Source organism: Cupriavidus pampae (genome assembly GCF_914271485.1).
Lineage (GTDB): Bacteria > Pseudomonadota > Gammaproteobacteria > Burkholderiales > Burkholderiaceae > Cupriavidus > Cupriavidus pampae.
This window is the reverse complement of sequence record NZ_CAJZAG010000006.1, coordinates 347,703-361,909: the sequence shown is the minus strand read 5'-3', so window position 1 is coordinate 361,909 and position 14,207 is coordinate 347,703. Positions and strand designations below refer to the sequence as shown.

The window sequence follows — 14,207 nt, the reverse complement described above, 5'->3', positions numbered from 1 at the left end:
CAGTACAAGTGGTACGGCAAGGCCGCGCAACGACGCCAGAATCATTCTTAAACGGTCTCTTAGTGGAGTTGGCCACCCTGTTCGCGAACGTCATCGGTCGTGGCGAGTGTGGTGGCAACCGCCACGCGCAGGCCCGCGATCAGCGTGTCCAGTGCGAGGCTCGGCGCGCCCGGATGACGCGCGGCCTGCTCCGGCAGATACGGGATGTGGATAAAGCCACCGCGCACCTGCGCGTTGCCGCGTTGCGCGAGCGCATGCATCAGACCGTAGAACACGTGATTGCACACGAAGGTGCCCGCGGTCTGCGACACCATCGCCGGCACGCCTGCCGCGCGTAGATCGCGCGTGATGGCCTTGATCGGCAACGTCGCGAAATACGCGGCCGGACCTGCCGCCGCAATCGTCACGTCGATCGGCTGCGCGCCCGCGTTATCCGCGATGCGCGCATCGTCGACGTTGATCGCGATGCGCTCGATCGACAGTTCCGTGCGACCACCGGCCTGACCAACCGCGATCACGACGTCGGGCTTCAGCTCGTCGAGCAGCGCTTCGATGCCGGTAATCGCCGCGCCGAACACGCAGGGCAGCTGGCGCGCGACAATGATCGCGTCGCCGACGCGCTGCCCATCGAGTGCGCGCACCGCCTCCCACGACGGATTGACCGGTTCCTTGTCGAACGGCTCGAAGCCGGTAAGCAATACGGTGCGCATACGGAGGGCCTCGTTACATCAGGAAGTACAGCAGGGCGATATTGGCCGCCAGCACGCCAAGCGCGGTCGGCACCTGCGCGCGGATCACGGCGTTCTTGTCGTCCAGTTCGAGCAGCGCGGCCGGCACGATGTTGAAGTTGGCCGCCATCGGCGTCATCAGCGTACCGCAGTAGCCCGAGAACATGCCGATTGCCGCCATCACCGCCGGATTCGCATGGAACATGCCGACCAGGATGGGCACGCCCACGCCGCCGGTCATCACCGGAAACGCCGCAAAGCCGTTACCCATGATCACCGTGAACAGCGCCATGCCGATGCAATACACCGCCACAGCCACGAGCTTGTAGTCCATGTTGATGTACGCGGTGCTCAGATGCGCCACGGCCTTGCCCACGCCCGCATCGGCAAACACCAGGCCGAGCATCGCGAGCATCTGCGGCAGCACCAGCGCCCAACCGAGCGATTCGATCAGGCGACGCGATTCCTTGACGCCCTGCGTCACCGAATCACGCGTGAGCCAGCACACCACGCCCAGCGAGATCAGGCAGCCGATACCGAGCGAGACGAACGTGACGTTCTTCGGGTCCAGTAGTGCCAGGCCCGCGATCTTCACATCCTTGAAGAACACGGTGCCCAGCACCGTGACCAGCGGAATCAGCAGCGCGGGGATAAACAGCTTGTTGCCGAGACGCTTCGCGCTGGCGCGACGCTCCGCTTCGGGCAGGGTGCCGTGCTTGCCCTGGCCCACGCCGCCAAACCCGGCGATCAGTGCCATGACGACCGCCGCAATACCGACGATGGCCGGCGGAATCTTGTCGCCGATCAGGAAGATCACCGCGTACAGCAGCCAGAACAGCCCCGTGGACACGCGACGCGGATGCGTCTTGTCCGTGAACGTCATCAGTGCCGTGATGGCCAGCACCAGGCCCGCGAGCCAGTAGAGATAGTCGATGGATACGATCATGTCCAGCTCCGCTTATTCGCTCTTGCCAGCGGCAGCCGGCGTGGCATTGGTGGGCACCGCCGCGCGGCCACCCAGCTCGCGCGCGAGCCAGCCGTCCAGGCGCTTCAGGCGCACCGCATGGATCAGGAACGCGCAGATCGCCGTGGGAATGCCCCACACCGCGATGTGCAGCGGCTCCACGTCGATATTCGACGACAGCAGGAACGTGTGCATCAGTGCGATGGCGCCAAACGCCACGAAGATGTCCTCGCCGAAGAACAGGCCGACGTTATCGGTGGCCGCGCAGAACGCGAGCACGCGCTGGCGCACGGGCTCGGGCAGGTGGCCGAAGCGATTCTCGGCCGCGCCTTCCGCCATCGGGGCCAGCAGCGGACGCACCATCTGCGGATGACCGCCGAGGCTGGTCAGACCGACGGCCGCGGTGAGTTCGCGCACCGCGAGGTACACGATCAGCAGACGGCCCACCGTCGCCGAAGCGATGCGCGAGATCCAAGCCTGCGCATGCTCACGCAAGCCATGACGCTCGAGCAGCCCAATGACCGCGAGCGGCAGCAGGATGATCAGCGGCAGGTTGCGCGCCTTGACGAAGGCGGTGCCGATGGCGGCGAAGATGTTCATCAGCGGCATCGACGCGGCCAGCCCGGTGGCCAGTGCCGCGAGCGCGACCACGAGCATCGGATTGAACCGCAGCACGAAGCCGAGGATGATGACACCGACCCCGAGCAGGGGCCAAAGATTGACAGCTGATTCCATGACGGACACCAGATAGAGAGATGAATCGACGCCAGCCTGCGGGGATGCCCCCTCAGACGCCGGCCCGTACAGCGATGCCTTCCGCGCCGAGCCGTTCCCGGATGCGGCGCGCGAAGGCAAGCGCGTGAGCGCCATCGCCGTGCAGGCACACGGTTTCGGCGCGGATGGGTACCCAGTTGCCATCGATGGCGCGCACGCGCTGCTCGCGCACCATGCTCAACGTCTGGTTCAGGGCGACTTCTTCGTCCTCGTGCAGCGCGCCGGGCGTGCCGCGTTTGACGAGCGTGCCGTCGGGGTTGTAGCCCCGGTCGGCAAACACTTCTTCCTTGACGCGCAGGCCGTGAGCGCGCGCGATGGTGATCATCTGGCTGTTGGCCAGCCCGAAGAACACGAGGTTAGGGTTGTAGTCACGCACCGCGCGCACGATCGCCTCGCACAACGCCGCATCGCGCACGGCCATGTTGTACAGCGCGCCATGCGGCTTCACGTGCGCGAGCTGCCCGCCCTGCGCGCGCACCATCGCGTCGAGCGCGCCGATCTGGTACAGCACGTCGGCATAGACGGCTTCCGGATCGCGCTGCATTTCCGTGCGACCGAAATTCTCGCGATCGGGAAAGCTCGGATGCGCGCCGATGGCCACGCCATTCGCCAGCGCCCACTTGACGGTCTGCAGCATCGTCGCCGCGTCGCCAGCGTGCCAGCCGCACGCGACGTTGGCGGAGCTGATCAGCGTCAGCAGTGTTTCATCGTTGCCGCAGCCTTCACCGAGGTCGGCATTCAGGTCGATTTCCATGGGGGTTCTCCTGCGAGTTTTTCTGATGTCCTGGGGGGGGCTGCGGAGGGGCGGGTACTACGCCACGGCGCGAGTCTGGGTCCGCCGACGCGCGGCGATGATCATGCCGGCGTCCTGCCAGCGCAGGGCCTGATCGATCTGCCGCAGATAGCGGTCCACTTCCGCCTGCGCAGCCGCGGCACCTTCGAGCGTCACCTGCATGAAGCGCACCGACGCGCCAAGCGGCACCTGCGCCAGACGCCACAGGTCCGCGCCAATCACCACGCCGATCTTTGGATAGCCGCCGGTGGTCTGTGCATCGCTCATCAGCGCGATCGGCTGACCCGACGGGGGCACCTGCATCACGCCGGGCACCACGCCGTGCGACAGCAGATCGGCACTGCGCTCGGCGCGGCGCGCGAGCGCCGGCCCTTGCAGACGCAGACCCATGCGATTGCTCTGCGGCGTGATGGTCCACTCGGCGTCCCACAGCGCGGCCTGCGCGGCGGGCTCGAAATCCTCGTACTCGGGACCGGCCAGCATGCGCACCACCCATGCATCGCCAGCGCGGTTGGCCGGCAGCGACCAGGCGGGCGCGGCCACGCCGAGCCAGTCCTGTTCGCGCTCCAGCCCCACGCGGCCCACCGGCAGACGATCGCCGTCGCGCAACGCGCGGCCCTGAAAACCACCATAGCTGGACTTCAGATCGGTACTGCGCGAGTTCATCACCAGCGGCACGTCGATGCCGCCCGACACGCAGAGGTAGGTGCGCGTGCCGCCGCGCGCGGCTGGCAGCGTCAGCACCTGTCCCTTGCGCACATCGAACGCATGCCATGCCCACACGGGCAGGCCATCGATGTTCGCGCCGCACTCGGCGCCGGTCAGCGCCACGCGCATATCCGCGTGGAAGCGCATGGCCGCGCGCCCGAGCGTGAATTCGATGCCGGCGTCGCCGGGTGCATTGCCGAGCAACCGATTGCCGACTTCGAGCGCGAGCCCGTCGGCGGCGCCCGAACGGCCCACGCCGAAGCGGCGGAAGCCAATCCGGCCCAGATCCTGGACCGATGCCTGAGCGCCAGGGCGAATGATCTCAATCACGCGACAAATTCCTCGATGACAAAGCGCACGGTGTCACCAGGCGCAAACAGGGACGGCGGATCACGGTCCGCCACGAACAATTGCGCATCGGTATGGCCGATCAGCTGCCAGCCACCGGGCAGCACGGCGGGATAGATACCGGTCTGCTCGCCACCGATGCCGACCGCGCCCGCCGGCACGGCCAGACGGGGCTCGCGGCGGCGCGGCGTGGCCAGCGCGGGCTCCATGCCGCCCATATAGGCGAAGCCCGGTTGGAAGCCGAGGAAATACACCACGTACTCGCCGGCGGCATGACGGCGCACGACCTCCTCGGCCGACAGCCCCGTGTGCGCGGCCACGTCGGCCAGATCTGGGCCGTGCTCGCCGCCGTAGCGCACCGGAATCTCCACGAGCTTGCCGGTCGCGTTGCGGGTCTCGCCAGACGCCCAGGCCACCTTGAGGTTGCGTTCGAGCGCGCTCACGTCGGCGGAGCCATCGAAGACCACGGTGAGGTTGTTCATGCCCGGCACGACGTCGACCACGCCGCGCCAGTCCGCGGCCCGCTCGGCCATGGCCCAGATACGACGCTGGACCTCGAGGGATGCCGGCGGCGCGACGCTATAGAGCAGCGCTTGTTCCGCGAGGCGATGGACGGTGCATTGGGGCATGGGGGAAGCCGTTGAGATGATGCCAGACAGTTTTTGCTAAGCACGCTACTGAGCAAGTAACGGGCCTGCTGACGATCCGGATGTGACGTTTCGCTATTTCATCGATGTTTTATCGATAAATTCATGATATCGAAACAAGCGAACGACTACCACTTCGGGATGTCCCTAGGTATTTTGCACCTAAACCGTGCGGTCCTGCCCTGAAAAGCAGCCAACGCCACGCCATCCGCACCTTTCCGGTTCGCACGGCACAATACAAAACGGCCGGGAAACCCGGCCGTCTGGCGTGCTATTTCACAACGACGAGGCGTTCAGGCAAACCCGGCCTGATGCGCCTGCTGGTCCGCGTGGTACGAGCTGCGGACCATCGCGCCGACAGCGGCGTGCGTGAAGCCCATCTTGTAGGCCTCGTCCTCGAACATCTTGAACGTGTCCGGGTGCACGTAGCGCAACACCGGCAGGTGATGACCCGACGGCGCCAGATACTGGCCGATGGTCAGCATGTCGATATCGTGCGCGCGCATGTCGCGCATGACTTCGAGAATTTCCTCGTCGGTCTCGCCCAGGCCGACCATCAGGCCAGACTTGGTCGCGACGGTCGGGTTGCGGCGCTTGAACTCCTGCAGCAGCTTGAGCGAATGCGCATAGTCGGCGCCCGGGCGAGCCTGCTTGTACAGGCGCGGCACCGTTTCCATGTTGTGATTCATCACGTCGGGCGGGCCGGCCTGCAGGATATCCAGCGCCTTGTCGAGGCGGCCGCGGAAGTCGGGCACCAGAACCTCGATGCGCGTCGCCGGTGACAGTTCGCGCGTCTGCGTGATGCAGTCCACGAAGTGCTGGGCGCCACCGTCGCGCAGATCGTCGCGGTCCACGCTGGTGATCACCACGTAGTTGAGCTTCAGCTGGGCGATGGTACGAGCCAGATTGCCCGGCTCGTTGACGTCGAGCGGATCGGGGCGGCCATGGCCGACGTCGCAGAACGGGCAGCGACGCGTGCACTTGTCACCCATGATCATGAACGTGGCCGTGCCCTTGCCGAAGCATTCGCCGATGTTCGGGCAGCTCGCCTCCTCGCACACCGTGACGAGGTTGTTCGCACGCAGGATGTCCTTGATCTCGTAGAAGCGCGAGCTGCCGGTGGCCGCCTTGACGCGGATCCACTCGGGCTTCTTGAGCTTCTCGGCCGGTACGATCTTGATGGGAATACGCGCGGTCTTGTCGGCCGACTTCTGCTTCCGCGTCGGATCGTAGTCAGCCTGCGGGGCTTCGCTGGTGGGGGCGCTCGTGGGGGCGCTCGTGGGGGCGATCAGGGCGTCGCTCATAGTGTTCGTTCCGCTAAAAATTGGGGAGCCGGCTGTCTGAGCCGATCACATTCATATGGCCGCGGCAGTTTCTGCCCCGGCCACGGCAGCGGGCCCGTTGGCCACGGCACGCACCTCGCGCGCCGCCAGCACCTCGCACAAGGCGGCCGCCAGGCGCCGTGCGATCTCGGGTTGATGAGCCGCGGTCACCGGCAGCGTGGCCACATCGCCATCGCGCGCATCGTCGGCCACCGCGGTGGCACCCGCCGTGGCCATGTCGACCGTTTCCAGTCCGGCATAGCCGCAGGGGTTGATGCGCAGAAACGGCGAGAGGTCCATCTGCACGTTGAGGCTGACGCCGTGATAGCTGCAGCCATTGCGGATCTTGAGGCCCAGCGCGGCAATTTTGGCACCCCGGTGCGCTCCATCCGACAGATAGATGCCCGGTGCGCCGGCGCGGCGCTCGGCTGCGAGATTATACGCCGCGAGCGTATCGAGGACGGCCTGCTCGATATCATGGACCAGCTCGCGCACCATCAGGCGTCTGCGTCGCAGGTCCAGCAGCAGGTAGGCCACGATCTGGCCCGGGCCGTGATAGGTGATCTGGCCCCCGCGATCGATCTTGACGACCGGAATCGCGTCATCGGGGGCAAGCAGGTGCGCTGGATCGCCGGCCTGGCCGAGCGTGTAGACCGGCGGATGCTCGACCAGCCAGATCTGGTCGGAGGTGTCGGCGGTGCGGGCTTCGGTGAACGACCGCATCGCGTCGAAACAGGGTGCGTACGGCTCGCGACCCCGTTCGATGACTAGTATGGGATGCATGCCCGCCAGTGTAGCGAAAAGGGGCCGGGCCTGCCGGCCACCCTCTCGCTGTATTGGGTTCGCTTTACAGGCCCCCGAGACAGGGGCCCGCCTTCATCACAGCACCTTCAGCTGATCCTTGCCCGGCGTCCATTCCGTGCCACGCACCAGCCGGCGCGCGGCGCGCCAGGCCAGATGGGCCACGTCGCCAAACGTCAGCGAGGGGCGGCGCGCCTCGGCGATCAGCGCCAGTTGCAGTGCGCGCGGTGCCGTCGGATCGACGCTAAGCACGATCTCGTCGCCACGGCGAAGCAGGAGGCTACTGCCGCAACGAAGCCAGTAGTCTTCCGAATCGTTTTCGCGCGTAACCCAGAGATGCGTGCCGGCAGCATCCTGGACAACCAGGCGTTGTGCGGCATGAAGCGACAGGGAGGTCACTTCGCCGGGATTCAGGGTGAACACTGTCGTTGTGAGCAGAGTTTTCATGATGGCTTCTCCAGTATCCGGTCTGCCGTGGCTTGGCCGGCTCACCGAGACTGGCTCGGTGTGCCGACCGGGCCAGTTATTCTTGCTTCAGCGCATTAATTTGCGGCTCCGGTGCATTGCATTCTAGGGATTGCCCTAAGACTATCAAAACGATATATTTTCTTGTCGCTTGCTAACGAAACTCACATAGGAACGCACCCTTATGGCCGCCAAGGGCTCCTGGCATCCCGACGACGCACGCAGCTGGCGGCGCGAGTTTCCGCGCCTGCCCGCGCTCGCGGCGCTGCGCGCGTTCGAAGCCGCCGCGCGGCACGAGAGCTTCTCGCGCGCGGCCGCCGAACTGTTCGTCACGCACGGCGCGGTCAGCCACCAGATTCGCGCGCTCGAGGAAGAACTGGGCCAGCCGCTGTTCGAGCGCCGCGGCAAGCGCGTCACGCTGACCACCAACGGCCGCGTCTATGCGGAGCGCGTGCGCGACGCGCTGCTGCAGATCGCCGATGCCACGCGCGTGCTCCAGGCCGGCAACCGCGACAAGCGGCTGACCATCAGCACCATGCCGTCATTCGCCGCGCGCTGGCTCACGCCGCGCATCGGCAGCTTTATCGAGCGGCATCCGGAGCTGGACGTCGAGCTGCTGTCGTCGAACTCGCTTGTGGATTTCGCCAACGAGGAAGTCGATATCGCGCTGCGCATGGGCAGCGGCGACTATCCGGGCCTATATGTGGAACGGCTGCTCGACGACGTGTTTTTCCCGGTCTGCAGCCCGGATTTCAACGGCGGACGGCTGCCCGAGTTGCCTCAGCACATGGCGGGCATGCCGCTGCTGCGCGGCGAGGGCGATCCGTGGAAGCCATGGTTCGAGGCCGCCGGCCTCGACTGGCCCGAGCCGCGCAAGGGCCTGCTGCTGCAGGATTCCTCGCTGCTGCTGCAGGCAGCGGCCGAGGGTCAGGGCGTGGCGCTGATCCGCTCGTCGCTGGCCTACAACGATTTGCTGTCGGGGCGCGTGGTGCGGCTGTTCGATGTGAGCATCGACTGTCCGTGGCTGTTGTACTTCGTATGCGCGGCGGACAGTCTCGACCTGCCGAAGGTACAGGCGTTCCGACAATGGCTGCTGCCGGAGATGGAGCGCTTTCGCGCGATCCTTTCGCAGTGGTCCGCCCGGACGAGCGGTTAGTCTTCGTCCACCTCTTTATCGTCCACCCTTTTGTCGTCCACCGCTTTGTGGTCCGTTCCGGCGCTCTTCTCCGCCGCCCGTCCCGCACGCGGGTGGGCCTTGTCATAAACCTTGGCCAGATGCTGGAAGTCCAGCGAGGTGTAGATCTGCGTGGTCGAGATGCTCGCGTGGCCAAGCATCTCCTGCACCGCGCGCAGATCGCCCGATGACTGCAACACATGCGTGGCGAACGAATGCCGCAGCATGTGCGGATGGACATCGGTCGGCAGTCCCGCCGCAATGGCCTGCTTCTTGATGCGTTGCTGAATCGTGGCGCCCGAGAGGCGCCGGCCGCGTGCGCCCAGGAACAGCGCGGTGGCGTCCTCGGGCGCGGCCTCGGCACGCACCAGCTGATCGCGTACCGCCAGCCATGCGCGCAACGCCTCGATCGCCTTGCCGCCCACCGGCACCTTGCGCTGGCGCGAGCCCTTGCCGATCACGGTCACCTCGGCGCCGGCCAGGTCCAGCCAGCCGGACGAGCGATAGGCGCCCGCCTCGGTATAGCGAAAGTCGAGTTGCACGAGCTCCGACAAGCGCAGCCCGCTCGAATAGAACAACTCATAGACGGCCTGATCGCGGCGCGCGGCAGCGTCGTCGCTGCTGTCGCTACCATCGCTATTGCCGCGGTGCGAGACCAGCGCCACCGCATGCTCCACCGACAATGCCTTGGGCAGTCGATGCGCACGGCGCGGCGCGCGCACGCCGTCGACGGGATTCGCCACCACACCGAGCCCATGCTGCGCGGCCCACAGATAGAACCCGCGCCACCCCGACAGCGCGCGCGCGATGGTCGCGCCGGACAAGCCGCCGCCATGCATGCGCGCGGCAAATGAACGGATATGGTGGGTTTCAAGGGCGAGCAGATCGATGCCCGGCGCGTGGCGCACCGCATGCCGCTGCAAGACTGCGAGGTCGTGCGTGTAGTTGGTCAGCGTATGCGCCGCGAGCTTGCGGCCCGTCTCGAGCCACTCGAGATAGCGCACGACCCGCGCATCGGTGGCGGGCCGGCTCTCTTCATCGCCGTCGGTGCCGCCGGCGCCCGCGGTCCGCGCGTTCGTCACGTTCGACGCAGGTTGGATCGCGGGTTGGAACGCACGTTGGACACGGGGCCGCCGCGACGCCATGGCGATAGTGCTGCAATCAGTCGCGCAGGCGATTGAGCGCGGCGCCCGCGACTTCGCCGATCTGCGCGAGGTAGGCAGTCCCCATGCCTTCGTGGAAGCGGCGCGCATCGGGCGAACCCAGCACGAGCAGACCGAAGGTGGGGCCGGCGCCCTCCTCGCCCACACGCGCCGGCGCGCGCAGCGTCACCATCGCCAGCGAGGCGATGTCCGTGCGCTCGAGCAGGCTGGCCGCCTCGAACCCGCTGTTTGGGCCGCAATACGGCGCGCGCAGGCCTTCGGCGAACAACCGCAGGTCGTCGCTGGCGCCCTGTGCCACTTCGATATGGGCGTAGGCCTGACCCACATCCCATAACCGCAATGCCACCGCGGGCACGTCGAACACCTGTCGCAGGCCGTCCTGCACCGCATACGGCAGCGCGTGCGAGTCGACTTCCGCGAGCAGGCGCAGTTGCCACGCGTGCATGCGCTGCTGCGTGCGATCGTTATCGTGCCCGTGCCGCACGAGGTCCGCCAGCTTCAGTTCCAGGCCCTTGTTCTTCTCGCGCAGGATTTCCATCTGGCGCTCCTGCAGCGACACGGCGCGGTGGCTGTGCGGGCTCGTGAGTTGCACGGCCGCCAGCAACTCGGCGTGATCCTCGAAAAACTGCGGATGGCTCTGCAGCCAGCTTGCGACGTCTTGCGAATTCATGGCTTCTCTACCAGGCATGGGGTGTTGTGGTCGGCAGTGTAGCAAAGAGCCGCATACCGCTCGTCAGGTCTGAATCAACCGCTTCTGCCGCGAGATGCTCATCAGGATGCCGATGCCCATGCCCAGCGTGACCAGCGCGGTGCCGCCATAGCTCAGCAATGGCAGCGGCACACCCACCACGGGCAGGATGCCGCTGACCATGCCCATATTGACGAACGCGTAGGTAAAGAAGATCAGCGTGATGGCGCCAGCCAGCAGCCGCGAGAACAGCGTCGGCGCGTTGGCGGCGATATACAGCCCGCGGAAGATCAGCAGCAGATACAGCACCAGCAGCACGGCGTTGCCGATCAGCCCGAACTCCTCCGAGAACACCGCGAAGATGAAATCGGTATGTTTCTCGGGGATGAACTCGAGGTGGGTCTGCGTCCCCTTGAGCCAGCCCTTGCCCGTCACGCCGCCCGAGCCGATCGCGATGATCGACTGGATCGTGTGAAAGCCCTTGCCGAGCGGATCGGTGGTCGGGTCCAGCAGCGTGCAGACGCGGTGCTGCTGATAGTCGTGCAGGATCGGCCAGTTCACGCCAGGCGCGCAGATCTGCGTCTCGTAGGAGATCAGCAGCGTAATCGCCACCACGCCCAGCACCAGCAGCGGCAGGATGATGCGCCACGACAGGCCCGCGAAATAGATCACGTAGAGACCCGCCGCCAGCACCAGCAGACCGGTACCGAGGTCGGGCTGCTTGGCGATCAGGCCGACCGGCACGCCGAGCAGGATCAGCGCCACGACGAAGTCGAACCATCGGATCACGCCCTCGCGCTTCTGGAAGTACCACGCGAGCATCAGCGGCATCGAGATCTTCATGATCTCCGAAGGCTGGATCACCATACCGACGTTGAGCCAACGGCGCGCGCCCTTGCGGATCAGCCCGAACATCGCCACCGCAATCAGCAACGCCACTCCCACTGTATAGAGCGGCACCGCGACCCGCATCAGCAACTGTGTGGGCATGTAAGCGATCACCATCATCACGACGTACGACAGCAGGATGTTGCGCAGCTGGTCCTCGACGCGGCCTGGCATGTCGATGGCGGCCGAATAGAGCGCCACGATGCCGGTGGCGAACAACAGGAACACGATCAGCGCGAGCGGCTTGTCGAAGCCGGTGAACGCGGTCCGCAGAACGGACAGGACGCGACGTTTTTCCATGGGCGCCTCTCCTTAATCGACGGCTTGGGTGCCGGCGGCGTTGGCCGCCACCGGACGGGCGCGCGGCTTGACGGGCACGGCGGGCGCGCCCTGCTGCCCCGCTGGCGTCACCGGCTTCTTGGTCGGACCGGCGGGCGCCGCCGACGTGCCGGTATCGGACGCGGGCGCCAGCCGGCTGTGGCCGAGTGCCTGCAGCATGCGCGCATCGAGCGTATCCACGGCGGAAGCCGGCGCGATCGCGGCGGGGTCCAGCCGTTGGGCGAGCGCCTCGGAGGCGCCACGCGCCGCGCTGGCGCTGGCACTGGTGCCCGCACTGGCGCCGCTGGCCTCGGCCACGGTCGCGCTAGCCGCACCCGCGCCAGCGGCGCCGCTGGCGGCTGCCGTCGGTGCGGTCATCATCACCGTGGCGCTGGCCACACTCGCGGTCAGGCCGGTCGTGAACACGCTCGGCGTATCCACGGGCGGCTTGCCGCCGGCGCGCTCGCGCTCGGCGGGCGGCGGTGCGTTGGCCTGCAGTTCCTCGGGCCACTTGCCGGTCAGGTAGTAATCCATCACCTTGCGCGCGATCGGCGCCGCCACGGCCGCACCGAAGCCCGCGTTCTCGACGATCAGCGCGAGCGCGATCTTCGGATTGTCGGCCGGCGCGAACGCGGTGTAGAGCGAGTGGTCGCGCTTGCGCTCCTCGAGCGCGTGGTGGTTGTACTTCTCGTTCTTGCCGAGCGTGTAGGTCTGCGCGGTACCGGTCTTGCCCGCCGATTCGTACGCAGCCCCAGCGAACACGCGCGCGGCAGTACCGGAGTGGGTCACCGCGACCATGGCCTTCTTGATCACGTCGATATCGGCCTGCTTGAGCGGAATCCGATAGCTTTCTTTCGGTACCGTCAGCGTGCGCTGGCGTGACACGGAGTCCTCGACGGCCTTGACCAGGTGGGGCTTCATCACCGAGCCATTGTTGACGATGATCGACACCGCATTGGCCAGTTGCAGGATCGTGAAGCTGTTGTAGCCCTGGCCGATGCCCAGCGAGATGGTTTCACCGTCGTACCAGCGCTGCTGCTCGGGCTTTTTATACGCCTTGCGCTTCCATTCGGTGGAAGGGAGGATGCCGCGGCTCTCGCCTTCGATATCGATACCCGTGATCTGGCCAAAGCCGAGCGGCTTCATGAAATCGTGGATATTGTTGACGCCCATGTCGCGCGCGAGCGCGTAGTAGTACGTGTCGCACGACTGCACGATCGACGCCTGCATATCGACCCAGCCGTGGCCACCGGGCTTGTCGTCGCGGAATGTGTGATTGCCGAACGTGAAGAAGCCCGGATCGTGCATGCCCCACGCGGCCGTGCGCTTGCCCGTGCTCAGCGCGGCCAGTGCCATGAACGGCTTGTACGTGGAGCCCGGCGGATACGTGCCGCGCAGCGGACGGTTCAGCAGCGGCTTGTCGGGCGAGCCGTTGAGTTCGTTCCACGTGTTGGCATCGATGCCCTCGACGAACAGATTGGGATCGTAGGTCGGCTTGGACACGAACGCCAGAATGTCGCCCGTGGCCGGCTCGATCGCCACCAGCGCGCCGCGGCGGTCGCCGAACAACTGCTCCGCCAGTTGCTGCAGGCGGATATCGAGCGACAGGATCAGGTTGTTGCCCGGCGTCGCCGGCGACGTCGACAGCGTACGGATCGGCCGCCCGCCCGCACTCACCTCCACTTCCTCGAAGCCGGTCAGGCCGTGCAGTTCGGTCTCGTAGCTCTGCTCGAGGCCGATCTTGCCGATGTAGTTGGAGCCCTTGTAGTTGTCAGCGTCCTTGCGCGGATCGTACTTGGCGCCCTCGGCGTCGTTGGCCGCGTCCATCTCCTCGAGGCGTTCCTGATCGCGCTGCGAGATGCGGCCGATATAGCCGATGACGTGGCTCGCCGATTCGCCGAGCGGATACTGACGGAACAGACGCGCGCGCACATCGACGCCCGGAAAGCGGAAGCGCTGCGCCGAAAAGCGCGCGACTTCCTCGTCCGACAGCTGGCTGCGGATCGGCAGCGATTCGAAGCTGCGCGACTCTTCCAGCAGCCGCTTGAAGCGGCGCCGGTCACGCGGCTGGATATCAATCAGCGAAGCCAGCGCATCGATCGTGTTGTCGAGCGTATCGGTCAGCTTGGACGGGGTGATTTCGAGCGTGTACGCGGAGTAGTTACGCGCGAGGATCACGCCATTGCGGTCCATGATGAGGCCACGATTGGGCTCGATCGGTGCCACCGAGATGCGGTTGTCCTCGGCCTTGGCCGAGTACTGATCGTGCTTGTACCACTGCAGCCACAGAAAGCGTGTGAACAGTAAGCCGAAGCAGATCACCGTGAACAGCGCAGCGGCCGCCACGCGTATGCGGAAGCGGCCGATTTCGAGTTCGACGTTGCGGATTTCTGTCATGGACGGTACTACTGCCTTCGGTCTGGCCT

Annotated in this window: 14 protein-coding genes; 1 reads left to right on the top strand and 13 read right to left on the bottom strand. The window is 66.2% G+C overall.

Translation table 11 applies throughout. The features are described from left to right. Window positions 1-59: 59 nt before the first annotated feature. From pcp to LDO41_RS16955, 9 genes are all read right to left on the bottom strand, one after another. Complete coding sequence (pcp, locus tag LDO41_RS16995; protein WP_223990233.1) at window positions 60-710, bottom strand: pyroglutamyl-peptidase I; 651 nt, start codon at window positions 708-710, stop codon at window positions 60-62. Window positions 711-723: 13 nt separating this feature from the next. Then, window positions 724-1,674 (bottom strand): DUF979 domain-containing protein, encoded by a 951-nt coding sequence (locus tag LDO41_RS16990; protein WP_223990231.1) that lies wholly within the window; start codon window positions 1,672-1,674, stop codon window positions 724-726. Window positions 1,675-1,686: 12 nt separating this feature from the next. Then, on the bottom strand, window positions 1,687-2,427 hold the full coding sequence (locus tag LDO41_RS16985; RefSeq protein WP_223990230.1) for a DUF969 domain-containing protein: 741 nt from the start codon (window positions 2,425-2,427) through the stop codon (window positions 1,687-1,689). Window positions 2,428-2,479: 52 nt separating this feature from the next. Next, complete coding sequence (gene pxpA / locus LDO41_RS16980; protein WP_223990228.1) at window positions 2,480-3,220, bottom strand: 5-oxoprolinase subunit PxpA; 741 nt, start codon at window positions 3,218-3,220, stop codon at window positions 2,480-2,482. A 57-nt stretch (window positions 3,221-3,277) separates the two neighbouring features. Beyond that, window positions 3,278-4,297, bottom strand: coding sequence for a 5-oxoprolinase subunit C family protein (locus tag LDO41_RS16975; RefSeq protein WP_223990226.1), 1,020 nt, complete (start codon window positions 4,295-4,297; stop codon window positions 3,278-3,280). Beyond that, on the bottom strand, window positions 4,294-4,944 hold the full coding sequence (gene pxpB, locus LDO41_RS16970; RefSeq protein ID WP_223990224.1) for a 5-oxoprolinase subunit PxpB: 651 nt from the start codon (window positions 4,942-4,944) through the stop codon (window positions 4,294-4,296). Before pxpB ends, LDO41_RS16975 begins: the two co-directional genes overlap by 4 nt. A 311-nt stretch (window positions 4,945-5,255) precedes the next feature. Then, complete coding sequence (lipA, locus tag LDO41_RS16965) at window positions 5,256-6,266, bottom strand: lipoyl synthase (protein ID WP_223990222.1); 1,011 nt, start codon at window positions 6,264-6,266, stop codon at window positions 5,256-5,258. Window positions 6,267-6,317: 51 nt separating this feature from the next. Continuing rightward, window positions 6,318-7,067 carry a lipoyl(octanoyl) transferase LipB gene (gene lipB / locus LDO41_RS16960; protein ID WP_223990220.1) on the bottom strand — a complete coding sequence of 250 codons (750 nt, stop codon included), beginning with the start codon at window positions 7,065-7,067 and terminating at the stop codon, window positions 6,318-6,320. 96 nt (window positions 7,068-7,163) lie between these two features. Continuing rightward, the gene (locus LDO41_RS16955) at window positions 7,164-7,532 is read right to left on the bottom strand and encodes a DUF2917 domain-containing protein (RefSeq protein ID WP_223990218.1); all 369 of its coding nucleotides are present in this window, start codon (window positions 7,530-7,532) and stop codon (window positions 7,164-7,166) included. 202 nt (window positions 7,533-7,734) lie between these two features. Here LDO41_RS16955 and LDO41_RS16950 point away from each other — a divergent pair, with 202 nt between their 5' ends. Continuing rightward, window positions 7,735-8,706 (top strand): transcriptional regulator GcvA, encoded by a 972-nt coding sequence (locus tag LDO41_RS16950; protein WP_223990216.1) that lies wholly within the window; start codon window positions 7,735-7,737, stop codon window positions 8,704-8,706. Here LDO41_RS16950 and LDO41_RS16945 read toward each other — a convergent pair. The 4 genes from LDO41_RS16945 to mrdA all read right to left on the bottom strand — a co-directional run bounded on the left by LDO41_RS16945 (window position 8,703) and on the right by mrdA (window position 14,178). Next, on the bottom strand, window positions 8,703-9,806 hold the full coding sequence (locus tag LDO41_RS16945; protein ID WP_223990213.1) for a tyrosine recombinase XerC: 1,104 nt from the start codon (window positions 9,804-9,806) through the stop codon (window positions 8,703-8,705). The genes LDO41_RS16950 and LDO41_RS16945 overlap by 4 nt on opposite strands. A gap of 79 nt (window positions 9,807-9,885) precedes the next feature. Then, window positions 9,886-10,557 carry a DUF484 family protein gene (locus LDO41_RS16940; protein WP_223990211.1) on the bottom strand — a complete coding sequence of 224 codons (672 nt, stop codon included), beginning with the start codon at window positions 10,555-10,557 and terminating at the stop codon, window positions 9,886-9,888. A gap of 63 nt (window positions 10,558-10,620) precedes the next feature. Next, window positions 10,621-11,763, bottom strand: coding sequence for a rod shape-determining protein RodA (gene rodA, locus LDO41_RS16935; protein ID WP_223990209.1), 1,143 nt, complete (start codon window positions 11,761-11,763; stop codon window positions 10,621-10,623). 12 nt (window positions 11,764-11,775) lie between these two features. Further along, window positions 11,776-14,178: a penicillin-binding protein 2 gene (gene mrdA, locus LDO41_RS16930; protein ID WP_223990207.1), complete on the bottom strand. Its 2,403-nt coding sequence runs from the start codon at window positions 14,176-14,178 to the stop codon at window positions 11,776-11,778. Window positions 14,179-14,207: the final 29 nt, after the last annotated feature.